Annotated in this window: 12 protein-coding genes; 6 read left to right on the top strand and 6 right to left on the bottom strand. The window is 75.0% G+C overall.

Annotation, left to right across the window (positions count from 1 at the left end):
- Positions 1-126 precede the first annotated feature (126 nt).
- On the top strand, positions 127-3,015 hold the full coding sequence (locus FHU36_RS20290) for an AfsR/SARP family transcriptional regulator (protein ID WP_185085519.1): 2,889 nt from the start codon (positions 127-129) through the stop codon (positions 3,013-3,015).
- 3 nt (positions 3,016-3,018) lie between these two features.
- Here the strand turns inward: FHU36_RS20290 and FHU36_RS20285 are convergent, their stop codons facing one another.
- The 3 genes from FHU36_RS20285 to FHU36_RS20275 form a co-directional block, all read right to left on the bottom strand.
- Positions 3,019-3,765, bottom strand: a complete 747-nt coding sequence (locus FHU36_RS20285) for a PIG-L deacetylase family protein (protein ID WP_185085518.1) — start codon at positions 3,763-3,765, stop codon at positions 3,019-3,021.
- Positions 3,762-5,084, bottom strand: a complete 1,323-nt coding sequence (locus FHU36_RS20280; RefSeq protein ID WP_185085517.1) for an MFS transporter — start codon at positions 5,082-5,084, stop codon at positions 3,762-3,764. Before FHU36_RS20280 ends, FHU36_RS20285 begins: the two co-directional genes overlap by 4 nt.
- 202 nt (positions 5,085-5,286) lie before the next feature.
- Positions 5,287-6,084, bottom strand: a complete 798-nt coding sequence (locus FHU36_RS20275) for a carbon-nitrogen hydrolase family protein (protein ID WP_185085516.1) — start codon at positions 6,082-6,084, stop codon at positions 5,287-5,289.
- 224 nt (positions 6,085-6,308) lie between these two features.
- Between FHU36_RS20275 and FHU36_RS20270 the strand changes: the two genes are divergently transcribed.
- The 3 genes from FHU36_RS20270 (at position 6,309) to FHU36_RS43620 (ending at position 9,050) form a co-directional block, all read left to right on the top strand.
- The gene (locus FHU36_RS20270; protein ID WP_246502513.1) at positions 6,309-6,662 is read left to right on the top strand and encodes a MerR family transcriptional regulator; all 354 of its coding nucleotides are present in this window, start codon (positions 6,309-6,311) and stop codon (positions 6,660-6,662) included.
- Between the two features lie 78 nt (positions 6,663-6,740).
- Positions 6,741-8,171: an adenylosuccinate lyase gene (gene purB, locus FHU36_RS20265; protein WP_185085515.1), complete on the top strand. Its 1,431-nt coding sequence runs from the start codon at positions 6,741-6,743 to the stop codon at positions 8,169-8,171.
- A gap of 54 nt (positions 8,172-8,225) precedes the next feature.
- A complete protein-coding gene (locus FHU36_RS43620) occupies positions 8,226-9,050 on the top strand; it encodes a GNAT family N-acetyltransferase (protein ID WP_221496471.1) in 825 nt (274 codons plus the stop codon).
- A gap of 63 nt (positions 9,051-9,113) precedes the next feature.
- On the opposite strand, the gene FHU36_RS20255 is transcribed toward FHU36_RS43620, so the two are convergent.
- Positions 9,114-9,944, bottom strand: coding sequence for a TetR/AcrR family transcriptional regulator (locus FHU36_RS20255; RefSeq protein WP_246502512.1), 831 nt, complete (start codon positions 9,942-9,944; stop codon positions 9,114-9,116).
- A 159-nt stretch (positions 9,945-10,103) separates the two neighbouring features.
- Between FHU36_RS20255 and FHU36_RS20250 the strand changes: the two genes are divergently transcribed.
- Positions 10,104-10,940 carry a CPBP family intramembrane glutamic endopeptidase gene (locus FHU36_RS20250; protein WP_185085513.1) on the top strand — a complete coding sequence of 279 codons (837 nt, stop codon included), beginning with the start codon at positions 10,104-10,106 and terminating at the stop codon, positions 10,938-10,940.
- 40 nt (positions 10,941-10,980) lie between these two features.
- Complete coding sequence (locus tag FHU36_RS20245; protein WP_185085512.1) at positions 10,981-12,015, top strand: DUF4037 domain-containing protein; 1,035 nt, start codon at positions 10,981-10,983, stop codon at positions 12,013-12,015.
- 7 nt (positions 12,016-12,022) lie between these two features.
- On the opposite strand, the gene FHU36_RS20240 is transcribed toward FHU36_RS20245, so the two are convergent.
- Entirely contained in the window at positions 12,023-12,823 is an 801-nt protein-coding gene (locus tag FHU36_RS20240; RefSeq protein WP_185085511.1) for an SRPBCC family protein, read from the bottom strand.
- Complete coding sequence (locus FHU36_RS20235; RefSeq protein WP_185085510.1) at positions 12,816-13,235, bottom strand: ArsR/SmtB family transcription factor; 420 nt, start codon at positions 13,233-13,235, stop codon at positions 12,816-12,818. The genes FHU36_RS20240 and FHU36_RS20235 overlap by 8 nt, the downstream gene beginning before the upstream one ends.
- Positions 13,236-13,297: the final 62 nt, after the last annotated feature.

Raw genomic sequence — 13,297 nt, 5'->3', positions numbered from 1 at the left:
CGAATCGTCTCATGGGGTGGCGTTGCCCGCCGGAGGAGCCGCTGTCCATGGCTCCGGCACGGGCTATCGTCGTGCTGACGGGGCGCGCTCCTCCTGGTCACGGGCATGCTGGAGAGGGGAGGGGGCATGGCAGCCAACCGACCGCCGCCGGTCCGGGTCGAGGTGCTCGGGCCGCTGCGGCTGTCCGTCGACGGCACGCCGGTGGACGTACCAGGTCCGAAGCGGCGTGCGGTCCTCGCGCTGCTCGCGCTCGCCGAGGGCCGGATCGTGACGGTGGACCGGCTCGTGGACGCGCTGTGGCCGTCGGAGGTGCCGGAGTCGGGGCGTCAGGCCCTGCACAACCACGTGTCACGGCTGCGCGGGCACCTCGGACCGGCGGCGGACCGGCTGGCGCGGCGGCCCGACGGCTACCGGCTAGACCTGGGACGCGACGAGCTCGACGTGGCGCGGGCGCGGGCGTTGCTCGCCACGGCGCGCACGACGGCGCGGCGGGACCCGGCCGGCGCGTTCGCCCTGCTGGAGGAGGCGCACGGGCTGTGGCGGGGGCCGGTGCTGGCGGGCCTCACCGAGGTCGAGCCGATCGCCGCCGCGGTGGAGGAGTACGCGCAGTTGCACCGGGAGGTGACCGACGCGCTGGTGGCGGCCGCCGTCGACGCGGGACAGGCCGAGCGGGTGCTGAGCTGCGCGGCCGCGTCGGCGGCCGCCGATCCGCTGCGGGAGCCCGCGGTCCTGCTGCTCATGCGGGCGCTGGCGGCCACCGGGCAGGCGCCCGAGGCGCTGCGCGTCGCCCGCGGGTACCGGCGGCGGCTGGTGGACGAGACCGGCCTCGACCCGTCACCCGCCCTGGGAGAGCTCGAACACGAGATCCTCGACGGAACCGCCGCGCCGCAGCCCACCCCATCCCGAGAGCCCACCTCCCGAGAGCCCACGTCCCGAGCGCGTGCCGGGCCCGAAGCGCGCGGGGGGCCGGCGACGCGGCTGATCGGGCGCGAACAGGAGGTCGCGGACCTGCACCGGCTGCTGGCCACCGAACGGCTGGTCACGCTCGCCGGGCCGGGCGGCGTCGGCAAGACCCGGGTCGCCCTGGAGGTCGCCCGGCAGAGCGGCGCGGCGGTGCTGCCGCTCGCGCCGGTCACCGACCCCGCCGCCATCCCCCACGCGCTGGCCGCGGCCCTGAACCTGAGGGTCACGCACGGCGACGTCCTGTCCGCCTGCGTCGCCCTGCTGGGCGACCAGCCCGGCCTGCTGGTGATCGACAACTGCGAGCACCTGCTCGACGGCGTCCGCGACCTGGCAGGGGTGATCCTCTCCTGCTGCCCCCGCATCTCCGTGCTGGCCACCAGCCGCGAACCTCTGGGCCTCGCGGCCGAACACGTCTCACGGCTGGCCCCGCTCCCGCTGCCGCACTCCGGCGAGGACCCCACGCGGGTCCCGTCCGTGGCGCTCTTCCTCGACCGGGCCCGCCGGGTACGCCCCGGCCCGCCCCCGACACCGGCCGAGCTGCGCACGGTCGCCGACATCGTGCGCCGTCTCGACGGGATGCCGCTGGCCATCGAGCTCGCCGCCGGCCGGCTGTCCACGTTCTCGCTGACGGACCTGTGCGGCCGCCTCGACCGCTCGCTCGACCTGCTCGGCGGCGGCACGCCGAGCGCCGACACCCGGCACCGGACGCTGCGCGCGACGATCGAGTGGTCGTACCGGCTGCTCGACGAGGACGAACGGCGGCTGTTCCGGCACCTGTCGGTCTTCCCCGACGGCGTCGACCTCGACACCGCCGAACGGCTCGCGGCCGGCCTGGGCCTGCGGAGCGACCCCGGCAGCGCGCTGGCCCGGCTCGTCGACACCTCCATGATCGACGCCCGGTTCGAGGGCGGCACCCGCTACCGCATGCTGGAGACGCTGCGGGCGTTCGGGCTGGACCGGCTGGCGGCGGCGGGCGAGGACGAGGCCGCGGCCGAGTGCGTGCTGCGGTGGGCCGTCGAGCTGGCCGGCTGGATCAACGCCGCCATGGCCACCGAACGGGAGCCGGAGGCCGACGCCGTGCTGCGCCGCGAGCTGCCGAACCTGCGAGCCGCCTGGCGCCTGGCCCGCCGCAGGGAGGAGCCGGACGACGCCGTGGCGATGGTCGTGGCGCTGTACGAGGCGATCGCCTACCGCGACCTGGTGGAGCTCCGCGACTGGGCCGAGGAACTGGCCGGCGACCCGGCGCTGGCCGCCCACCCGGGCGCGCCCGCCGTGCTCGGAGCGGCGGCGGAGGCCGTCTACCACCGCGGCGACTACCGCCGCGCCGACCGGCTCGCCCGCGCCGGGCTGGCCAAGGCGGCCGGCGGGCCCGGTTCGTGGCACTGCCTGTCGGTGCTGTCGGTGGCCGACCTGGCCCGCGGCGCCTACGGCGACGTCGTCGAGCACTCCCTGGCCGCGGCCGACCTGGCCGGCCCGCACCGGGAGAACCTCGGCATCGCGGCCCTCGCGACGGCGTACGCGGGCGACTTCGGCCAGGCGCGCAGGCTGAACGACCGGGGACTGGCCGCCGCTGTGTCGCCCACGATGCGCTCGTGGGGCGCCTACGTCGCCGGGGAGATCGAGAACGCCGCCGGCCACAGCGAACCCGCCGAGCGGCACTACCTGCGCGCCATCGACCTGGCCCGCGTCTCGGGCGCGACCTTCCTCGTCGGCGTCGCGACCGTCGGCCTGCTCACGGTGCGCGCCACCGCCGGCCGCGTCCCCGAGGCGCTCGGCGGCTACCGCGACGTCATCGACTACTTCGCCCGCAACGGCAACTGGACCCACCTGTGGGTCACCCTGCGCAACCTCGCCGGCCTGCTGCGCCGGCTCGGCGACGACGGACCGGCGGCGCTGATCGACGCCGCGGCCGGTCAGGCTCCCGACGCTCCCGCGGTGAACCCCGCCCACGACGTCGCGCCGCGCCCGCACCCGGCGACGCCCGTTCCCGGCCGGGCCGCCGTCCTCGACGTCGCCCGGCAGGCGATCGAGCGGAACCTGTCCGGCTCATGACGGTCACCGGCGTGGATCGGGTACGGGCACCGGCCGTTCGGCGAACGACTCGTCGCCGACCCACGCCGTGAACCGGCCGACGCCCATGACCGCGATGAGCTCGCGCGTCTGGGTCTCCTGCGCCGCCAGGGCACGCACCTTGCGCGCCGCGGTACGGGCGTCCAGCACGAGGTCGACCGCCAGCCGGTGGCCTGGCGTCATGATCGGGTATCCCGGCGGGAAGATGCCGAGGCTGTCGTTGAGCGCTCCCCAGGACGAGGTCCGCCGTTCCGCGAAGGTCGCGTACAGCAGCCGTGCCCCGGGCGGGGCGGAACTTTCGAACGCCGCGGTCGTCCAGGCCGAGACGGCCTGATGGTCCGGGTGGCCGGTGATGCCGTCCGGGCCGAAGGTCAGCACGGTGTCCGGGCGGACCCGTTCGATGACGTCGCACAGCCGCGCGACCGCGGCGGGCGCCGGCGCGGCCGCGCACCCGCCGTCCCGGTAGCCGAGCCAGTGATGCTCGTCCACCCCGAGGATCTCCAGGCAGCGCGCCAGCTCCCCGGCGCGTGCGGCGGCCAGCCGGTCCGGCGGCCACTCCTCGGGGTGGGGTGTGCCGAGCTCGCCGCGGGTCGCGGTCACGCACACCACCCGCGACCCGTGGTCGCGGGCCATCGCCATCAGCCCGCCGGACAGGTACGCCTCGTCGTCCGGGTGGGCCCAGACGCCCAGGATGGTGCCCAGCTCGGCGACGTCGGACTCGGACTCGGTCATCTCTCCCGGCCCTCCTGTTCGTGTCCGGCCTGCTCGTGTCCGGCCTGCTCGTGTCCGGCCTGTTCGTGTCCGGCCTGTTCGTGTCCCGGTCTGTTCGTGTCTCGGGCGAGGAACGCGTGTACGGCCAGCCCGGCGCCGCAGCACGCGACGGCGAGCGGCCACAGCCGGCCGGCTCCGGCGGTGTCGACCACGACCCCGCCGGACAGCGCGCCGGCCGCCGCCCCGAGCTGGACCGCGGAGCTGTTCAGGGCCAGCGGCAACGGGCCCGGCTCCGCGGCCAGCGCGAGCAGCCGGTGCTGCTGCGCGGGCACGAACGCCCAGGCCGCCACGCCCCACCCGGCCATGACCGCGAGCGCCCCGGCCACCGTCGTCGCCAGGTGCGGGAGCGCCACGAAACCGGCGCCCAGCAGGCCCACCGCCGCCACGACCCCACCGCGCCCACCGGGTCCTCCGCGCTCGCCGGTCCGGCCTCCACCGCGGTCGGCCGCGGCCCCGCCCCACCAGGAGCCCACCAGGCCCCCGGCCCCGAACGCCCCGACGAACAGGCCGATCCCGGCCGGTCCGGTTGCGGGCAGGAGCAGCGGCAGATAGGTGTACATGCCGAACGAGGCGGTCATCACCAGGAACGTCACACCGAGCGCCCCGGCGAAGGCGGGGGAGCGCAGCGGGCGCAGCCGCTCGCCCACCGTCGCGCGCGCGAGCGGCCCGGCCCCGGCCCGGGTACGGAGCAGCCCGGCGACGGTGACCGCCGCGAGCACGCCGACCAGCCCGAACGCGGCACGCCACGACAGCGCCGAGGCCAGCAGCACCCCCAGCGGAGCGCCCGCCACCATGGCGGCCGACGTACCCGCCAGGACCACGCCCAGTGCCCGCCCGCGACGGCCGGCGGGCACGGCGGCGACGGCGGCCGCGCCGGCCGCGGGCACGTACACCGACGCGGCGAGCGCACCCAGCACCCGGGCGGCCAGCAGGGCGGGCAGCGCCGGGGCGGCGGCCGACAGCACGGCCAGCAGCCCGAACAGCGCCGCCGAGCCGACCAGCACCCGCCGCGGCGGCCACGACCCGAGCAGCGCGCCGAGCAGCACCGTGCCGATCGCGTACGCCAGCGCGAACACCGTCACCACCACCCCGGCGGCGCCGGTCGTGACCCCGAGGTCGGCCGCGATGTCGCCGAGTATCCCGGCGACGACGAACATGTCGGTGCCGATCGCGAACGTGCCCATCGCCAGCGCCGCCACCGGCGCCCACCCGCACCGCTCCCGTTCCGGCGCGCGGGCGGTCGGCTCCCGGACCGCCGTGCCGGCCCTGTCATCGCGCATCTCGTCCTCCGCGTTCACGCACAAGGCGATCCTCGGCGGACGGAGTCGCACGGCGCTTTCACGGCGCTGTCGCGCTGCCGCACCCCGGCCTCGCCGGGAAAGCGGGACGGCCGGACGACGACGGCGGGCGGGCGTGGCTCGGGCTCCGGCGCGGGGAGGTCCTGGTGAAGACGGGGCCCCCGGCCTCCTGCCCTTCGACGCCTTACGGTGGCCGGTCGTGGGTGAAGCCGCGCCGGGTCCGGTCGGCGCGGAAGGCGTCGAGCCGGTCGAAGTCGAGGTCGCGCACCCACAGCGGCGCCTGGGGGCCGGCGGTGAAGTAGTCGCCCGGCACGCTGGGGCAGGGGTCGGCGACGCCGGTGACACCGGCGCAGCGCTGCCCGTCGTAGGCGGCCTCGTGGTGCCAGTCGCTCACCGCCACGTACATCATGAACTCGTACGCCCGCGCGACGCTCATGTGCCGCCACAGCAGGCGAGCCGGGTCCGGGGCGGGCCACTGGGTGACCGAGAAGGCGGGCACGAGCAGCACGTCGATGGGCGCCGCCCGCCGCCGGACCAGGTCGGCGGAGTACCACAGGTCGGCGCAGATCAGCACGTGTAACCGCCGGCCGCCCAGCTCGAAGCCGTCCCCCGCGCTTCCGGGCCGCACGCCGGCGCGGTGCTCGACGCCGTACGGATGCCGCTTGCCGTACTCGGCCAGTAGCGTGCCGGCCGGGTCGACCACCGCGCCCCGGTTGACCGTCGCCGCCCCGGTCTCGTCGTAGTGGGATCCGCCGACCACGGTCGAGCCCGTGCCGGCGGCCAGAGCGCGGAGCCTGGCCAGGTAGTCGGGACGCGACAGCCGCCCGCCCACGAGTTCGGGCAGCAGGACGACGTCGTCGCGCCCGGTGCGCGGGGGCCGCGCCGCGCAGGCCGCCTCGACGGCGTCGAAGTTGGCGTGCCCGTCGGGGGACCAGTGAGAGGGGCGTACCAGCAGGATCCGCACCGCGCGTCCTTCCGTCACGTTCCCGGCTCCTGCAGGCTGCCACACGCGCCGCCGGATCGGCGCGCCGGGGTCCCGCGGCGGGGGTTTGACTTCAAGCGCTTGAGGTGACCGACAGTGGAAGGCATGACGTCACCTGGCACCGAGTCCGTCGTGAGGCGGCTGACGATCCAAGAGGTCGCGCGCCGGACCGGCCTCAGCGAGCCGACCCTGCGCGACTACGAGCAGATGGGCCGATCGCCCGGGTGGAGCGTGATCCGGGCAGCGGCCATCGCCGCTACGACGGGCAGGGAGTGGACAGGCCGGAGGCGCTGGCGTGCCTGCGTTCGGCCGGCATGCGGATCGAGGACATGCGCCGGTACCTGGAGCTACTCGGCCGCGGGCGGGAGGGGGCCGCCGAGCAGCGCGACCTGTTCCGCCGGCACGCCGAGCGGCTGTCCGGGGAGATCGAACGGAGCAACGAGCGGGCCAGGACGGTCCTCGGCCGGCGGCCCCGCCCGGCGGCCGAGACCGTCGTCGCCACGGCCGAGAGCCTCATCGCGCGGGGGCTGGTGGCCTGGTCGCGATCAGCACGGACGCCGGGCGAGGCCGACAGCTAGAAATCTACAATGTAAAGGCGCTTAGCTGGTTCGGGCTGATGCAAGATCGGCACGACCGGGTGCATAGACTTGTCCGACGTGACATCCAAGCCGCGTATCCCCGATGTTCTGGCCGCCCGTTACGCCTCCCCTGAGCTGGCCCGATTGTGGTCGCCGGAGTACAAGGTGATCGCCGAGCGGCGCCTGTGGCTGGCGGTGCTGCGGGCACAGGCCGAGCTGGGCGTGGCGGTGCCCGAGGGGGCGCCGGCCGACTACGAGAAGGTGGTCGAGCAGGTCGACCTGGAGTCGATCGCGGCCCGCGAGCGGGTCACCCGCCACGACGTGAAGGCGCGGATCGAGGAGTTCAACGCGCTGGCCGGCCACGAGCAGGTCCACAAGGGCATGACCTCGCGCGACCTGACCGAGAACGTCGAGCAACTCCAGGTGCGCGACAGCCTGCTCCTGGTGCGCGACCGGGTGGTGGCCCTGCTGGCCCGGCTCGCGGCGCTGGCCGAGGAGCACGAGGCGACGGTGGTCGCGGGCCGTTCGCACAACGTGGCGGCGCAGGCCACGACGCTGGGCAAGCGGTTCGCCACGGCGGCCGACGAGCTGCTGGTGGCATACCGGCGGCTGGAGGAGCTCATCGCCCGCTACCCGCTGCGCGGCATCAAGGGCCCGGTGGGCACCGCGCAGGACATGCTCGACCTGCTCGGCGGCGACCAGGCCAAGCTGGCCGAGCTGGAGGGCCGGGTCGCGGCGCATCTGGGGTTCGAGCGGCGGCTGACGAGCGTGGGCCAGGTCTACCCGCGCTCGCTCGACCACGAGGTGGTCTCCGCGCTGGTGCAGCTGGCGGCCGCGCCGTCGTCGCTGGCCAAGACGATCCGGCTGATGGCCGGGCACGAGCTGGTGACCGAGGGCTTCAAGGAGGGCCAGGTCGGCTCGTCGGCGATGCCGCACAAGATGAACACCCGCTCCTGCGAACGGGTCAACGGCCTGACGGTCGTGCTGCGCGGCTACGCCTCGATGGTGGGCGAGCTGGCCGGCGACCAGTGGAACGAGGGCGACGTGTCGTGCTCGGTGGTGCGCCGGGTGGCGCTGCCGGACGCGTTCTTCGCCTTCGACGGGCTGGTGGAGACGATGCTGACGGTGCTGGACGAGTTCGGCGCGTTCCCCGCGGTCATCGCGGCCGAGCTGGGGCGCTACCTGCCGTTCCTGGCGACGACCAAGATGCTCATGGCGGCCGTGCGGGCGGGCGTGGGCCGCGAGCAGGCACACGAGCTGATCAAGGAGCACGCGGTCGCGTCGGCGCTGGAGATGCGCTCGCGCGGCGCGTCGAACGAGCTGCTCGACCGGCTGGCGGCCGACGAGCGGTTCCCGCTGGACCGGGCCGCGCTGGAGGCGCTGCTGGCCGATCGGGTGTCGTTCACCGGGGCGGCGGCCGACCAGGTGCGCGCGGTGTCGGAGCAGGTCGGCGAGGTCGTGGCGGCCCATCCGGAGGCGGCAGCCTACCGGCCGGGCGCCATCCTGTGAGCGTGACCGGCGCACCGGCGGCTGGTGCGGGGGTGGTCCGGCCGGTGGTCGTCCGTGCTGCGTGAGCTGCGGTCGCCACAGGAGGTGCGGGCCGCCTGCGGCGACGACGACCTGCCCGTGTGGACGGCCCAGGGGTTGCGGGGCGGCGCGCGGGCGTGGGCGCTGGGCGACGCGGTGGTGGCCGCCGCCCGCGAGGTGTCGCGCCGCGACCGGCTGGCGGTCTGGGGCGGCCCGGCCTGCGCGGTGGAGCTGGTACGGCACGCGCTGGGCGAGGTCGGGCCGTCGTTCCGGCCGTTCGGTGAGGCGGGGTTGCTGGCCGAGGTGACGGCGAAGATCGATGGACTGGAGGTGGTGGGCGGCTTCTCCTGGATGAGCCTGCCCGCCCCGGCGAACGGCCCGACGGCGAGCGCCGCGGATGAACGAGCAGGCGACCGAGCGGATGATCGAGCAGGCGACCGGGTGGACGGGTCGGCGGGGAGGCCGGAGGGCGGCGTCGGGTGGCTGGGGCCGCACGACGAGGCGGAGGTCCGGGCGCTGCTGGCCGAGCACGCGCCCGCCTCCTACGCGGTGCCCGGCGCGCCCGGGGTGAGGCGGTGGGCGGGCCTGCGGGCGGGCGGCCGGCTCGCCGCGGTGGCGGCCGACGCGTGGAGCGCGCCGTCGGTGGGGTTCCTGGCAGGTGTCGCGACGGCCGCGCCGCTGCGCGGGCGGGGCCTGGCCGAGCGGGTGTGCCGGTGGGTGTCGTACGAGCTGGTCGCGCGGCACGGGCGGGCGGCGCTGATGGTGGACGACGACAACCCGGCCGCGATCGGGGTGTACGAGCGGCTCGGCTACCGGCGTCGCCGCGTGCTGGCGACCCACCTCGTCTCCGGCGCGGCGTAGCAGACCGCGAGCGTGTCCCGGCGGGCGCGCCGAGCTCGTGGGGGAGGTGGCCGGTCAGGATGGTCACCGGTCCGGTTCGGCGGTGGCGTGGCCGGTCGCATCCTGGCCGAGCAGGGCGCGCAGGGCCGTCACGCGCTCGCCGTCCCATACGACGTCTGGGTCGGGTTCGAGGAAGGTGCCGGCGATGCCGGCCGCTGCCAGGCCGATCAGCGGCCAGTCGGCGGCGGCGCCGGCCGCGGTGGGGTTGGCGGGCACCCGTCGCGTCAGCAGTTCGGGATCCGACAGCGCCATCAGGACCAGTCCGCGCATCGTCGCGCCGGCCAAGGTCGCGATGAGGGGGAAGCTGCCGCCGGAGTCCGGCCGCAGCCGGTAGCCCATGGCCGTGGCGATCTGTTCCCAGCCGCGCGCCACCCGGTCGACGAACCTTGCTTCGGAACGGGCCAGCGCGGCTTGGACGTCGTCGCGCAGGTGGCCGTCGGGCAGGCTCATGAACGTCGCCTGCAGCGCCAGATAGGTGCGCCACTCGGCGGAGTCGTGGATGGCCTCGAAATCGCTGCTCGCGCTCACCCGCAGCATCTCGGTGACGAGATCGTGCCTGCCTTGCGGCGAGGCCAGTTCCGCCGCCCGCCCGGCCAGCACCGAGCCGAGCAGGCGCATGGTGGCCTCCTCGGCGACCGCGGCGGCCGGAGCGGCTCCTTGTGCCAGCTCCCGCAGCAGGTCGCTGAAGAACAGGTCCTTGTACGGCCAGCGGCGGTAGACCGCCGTGCGTGACACGCCGGCCTGGTGGATGACGTCCTCGAAGCTGATGTGATCGAGGCCGACGGTCAGCCCGTTCTGGTGCACCATGGCCAGCGCGGCGTCGAGCATGCGCCGCTGCGTCTCCTGATCGCTCAACCGGGGCCGCCGCCGGCTCGGGCCGCTGGGCACAGGGGGCTCACTCGGCATGGACATCTCGCTCCCGGTTGGGTACCTTCCGACTATGAGACATGGTATCCCAAGTTCCTTTCTGGGTGTCGCTCCGGGCCGTCCTGCTCGCTCATGAGACCGTCGTGGGTGAGGGGCGCCGGAACGTCCCCTCGAAGGTCGCCGCTCGCCTTCTTCCTGCTGGTCTTTGCCCTCACCGCCCCCTTCCTGGCACTCGACGCCCTGGGCGGCTCGCAGATCCTGCCCGGCATTCCCCTGTCGGGGCTGGCCTTCGTCTGCCCGGCCATCGCCGCCGTCGTGCTGCGGTACCGAGAGAGCGGGCTCGCGGGCGTGCGAGCGCTTCTCGCGCGATCGTTCGATGGCCACCGGGTCGGGGTGAAGGCCTGGTACGTCCCCACCCTGCTGCTGTATCCCGCCGTGGTGACGGCGTCGTTCTTCCTGCTCCGCCTGACGGGGGCCGCCCTACCGGATCCGCGGTTCTCCCTGCTACTGACGCTGCTGCTCCTCCTCGGGTTCTTCGTCGGTGCCCTGTGTGAGGAGCTCGGCTGGTCCGGTTATGCCACCCAACCCTTGCAAGAACGGTGGGGAGCCCTCAAAGCCGGCCTCATCCTGGGAGCGGTCTGGGCCGTGTGGCACTGGGTGCCGCTGCTGCAGGTGCAGCGTTCCGTGTCCTGGATCGCCTGGTGGTCACTCGGCACCGTCGCCGCACGGGTGATCATGGTCTGGCTGTTCAACCACATGGGCCGCAGCGTGTTGGCGATGACGCTCTTCCACATGATGCTCAACGTCTCATGGCAGCTGTTTCCCGTGAACGGATCGCATTTCGACGTGCCGCTGGTCGCGACCCTCATGGCCGCGGTCGCCGTGGTCATCGTCTCGGCCGGAGCATTGACGTCGCCGCGGCGCGACCCGCTGCCTCGGCGTGGCCCCGCGCGGGCCGCCCGGTGGCGGGGGTGCGGAAATTGAGGTGAGCGGCGGCGGGGCGTGGTGCACAGTTGGCAGAGTGATGTCCGATTTTGTGCCTGGTATCGAGTTGTCCCGAGCTTTCTACGCCGACGCGGTGGCGCCCCTGCTGGCCGGTGTCGCGCACAGTGCCGCGTTGATCGGCCCGGGGTCTGAGGTGTTGGAGTTCGACACGGCCCGCTCCGCCGACCACGACTGGGGGCCGCGGGTGCTGGTGTTCGTGGAGCCGGGCCGGGTGGCTGCGGTGGAGGATCGGGTGGCCGCCGGGCTGCCCGTGAGGTTCGGCGGTTTCCCCACGGTGTTCGACTACCACGGCGCGGTGCGTTCCGGGGTGGTGGTGGCCGAGCTGGGGGCGTGGCTGCGCGGGCGGCTCGGCTTCGACCCGTGCCGGGGGGTGTCGTTGCTGGACTGGCTGTCGGTGCCGTGGCAGGGGTTGGCCGAGGTGACGCGGGGGGAGGTCTTCCACGACGGGCTCGGCACGCTGGAGGCGGCCCGGGCGGCGCTGCGCTGGTATCCGGACGACGTGTGGCGTTACGTGCTGGCCTGTCAGTGGCGGCGCATCGCCCAGGAGGAGCCGTTCCCCGGCCGGTGTGGCGAGGTGGGCGACGAGCTGGGATCGGCGGTGGTGGGGGCGAGGCTGGTGCGTGAGGTGATGCGGCTGGCGCTGCTGCTGCGCCGCCGCTACCCGCCGTACGCCAAGTGGCTGGGCAGCGCCCTGGCCCGGCTGCCGGGGTCGGCGGAGCTGGGGGAGTCGCTGGGCAGGGCGGTGGCGGCCCGGTCGTGGCGGGAACGTGAGGAGGCGCTGGCCGCGGCGTACGGGCGGCTGGCGGCGTTGCACAACCGGGTCGCGCTGGCCGAGCCGCTGGACGCGCGGGTGCGCGGCTTCCACGACCGGCCGTTCCGGGTGATCGGCGGTGACCGGTTCGCCGAGGCGCTGCTGGGGGCGGTGTCGGATCCGCTGGTGAAGGGGCTGCCGCTGGTGGGCTGCGTGGACCAGGTGTCGGACAGCGTGGATCTGCTGGTGGAGCCGCGGCGAGCCAGGGCGGTCACCGCGGCGGCACTGGGCCTGGACGCCTGACTTTCGATCAGGCGCCGGGCCGGGCGAGGGCGGCGAGGGCAGCGGCGAGGTCCTCGACGTGGGCGCGCCAGGCGGGCAGGGCGGCCGGGTCGCCGGTGTGGGTGACGACGAGGCGGGCGCCGTGGCCGGTGCCCTCGGCGAGCTCCCAGCGGACCGTGCCGGCGCCGGCCGCGCACTCCAGGAGCTTGCCGGGCTCGACGCGGATGACCGGGCCGGCCTCGACGCCGGACGCGGCGAACGGGGCGGGCGGGGGAGTGCCGATCGTGGCCTGGTCGCCGTGCAGGGCCTGCCACACCTCGGGGGCGGGCCGGGTGAGCTGGCGTTCGAGACGGACGGTGTCGCCGCGGACGGCGCCGCTGGACAGGCCGAGGATGGCGACGTAGTGCTCGTGCAGGGCGGCGGTGTCGCCGGGCGCGGGCGGGCGCGCACCGTCGAGCAGCCGGACCAGGGCGGTGAAGCAGGTGTGCCAGCCGGAGGCGAAGCTGGCGGCGCCGTGACGGTCGGCGAAGGTGTGGGTGAAGTCGAGCAGGGTGCCGCCGGTGGTGTCGGGGCTGAGCTTCCAGCGCAGCTGGTCCTCGCCCCAGGTGAAGGCGAACAGGTGGGGCGGGTCGTGTGCGATCACGGTGCCGTCGGGGCCGAACCCGAAGCGGACGCGGTCGCCCTCGATGCGCACCTCGGTGGGGAACCACCGGGCGAGGTGCTCGGGCTCGGTCAGGGCGCGCCAGACCTTGGCCGGCGGGTGGGTCAGGCGGCGCTGCATGTGCAGGACGTTGCGGCCGTCGGGCGTGGTGAGCAGGCGCTCATTCATGCGGGTCCTCCGTGGTGGCGGGCGTCGTTGCGGGCAGGGCGTCCGGCAGGGCGTCCGGCAGGGCGTCCGGCGGGGTGGCGGGCAGGGTGGCGGGCAGGGTGGCGGGCGGGGCGTCCGGCATGGTGTCGAGGTGCCGTTCGAGGCGGTCCAGGCCGGCGGACCACAACCGCCGGTAGGGGGCGAGCCAGGCGTCGATCTCGGCGAGCGGCTGGGGGCGCAGCTCGTACCAGCGGCGCTGGGCGTCCTTGCGCACGGTGACGAGGCCGGCCTCGCGCAGCACGCGCAGGTGCTTGGAGGTGCCCGGCTGGGTGAGACCGAGCCGTTCGGTCAGCTCGCCGACCGGGCGGGGGCGTTCGAGCAGCAGGTCGAGGATCTGCCGGCGGGCGGGTTCTGCTAGCACGTCGAAGCGCATGCCCGCAAATATACCGGACTGGTTATATGAACAAAGCCGGATGTATGGAGAAAGGGAGAACC

This window comes from Nonomuraea muscovyensis, assembly GCF_014207745.1.
In the GTDB taxonomy this organism is placed as follows: Bacteria; Actinomycetota; Actinomycetes; order Streptosporangiales; family Streptosporangiaceae; genus Nonomuraea; species Nonomuraea muscovyensis.
This window is presented reverse-complemented; position numbering and strand designations above follow the sequence as displayed.

What these genes read in the sequence shown, in the direction of transcription:
- FHU36_RS20290 (WP_185085519.1), top strand. Translation starts at nt 127, where the DNA reads ATGGCAGCCAACCGACCGCCGCCGGTCCGGGTCGAGGTGCTCGGGCCG.
- FHU36_RS20285 (WP_185085518.1), bottom strand. Translation starts at nt 3,765, where the DNA reads ATGACCGAGTCCGAGTCCGACGTCGCCGAGCTGGGCACCATCCTGGGC.
- FHU36_RS20280 (WP_185085517.1), bottom strand. Translation starts at nt 5,084, where the DNA reads ATGCGCGATGACAGGGCCGGCACGGCGGTCCGGGAGCCGACCGCCCGC.
- FHU36_RS20245 (WP_185085512.1), top strand. Translation starts at nt 10,981, where the DNA reads ATGTCCGATTTTGTGCCTGGTATCGAGTTGTCCCGAGCTTTCTACGCC.
- FHU36_RS20240 (WP_185085511.1), bottom strand. Translation starts at nt 12,823, where the DNA reads ATGAATGAGCGCCTGCTCACCACGCCCGACGGCCGCAACGTCCTGCAC.
- FHU36_RS20235 (WP_185085510.1), bottom strand. Translation starts at nt 13,235, where the DNA reads ATGCGCTTCGACGTGCTAGCAGAACCCGCCCGCCGGCAGATCCTCGAC.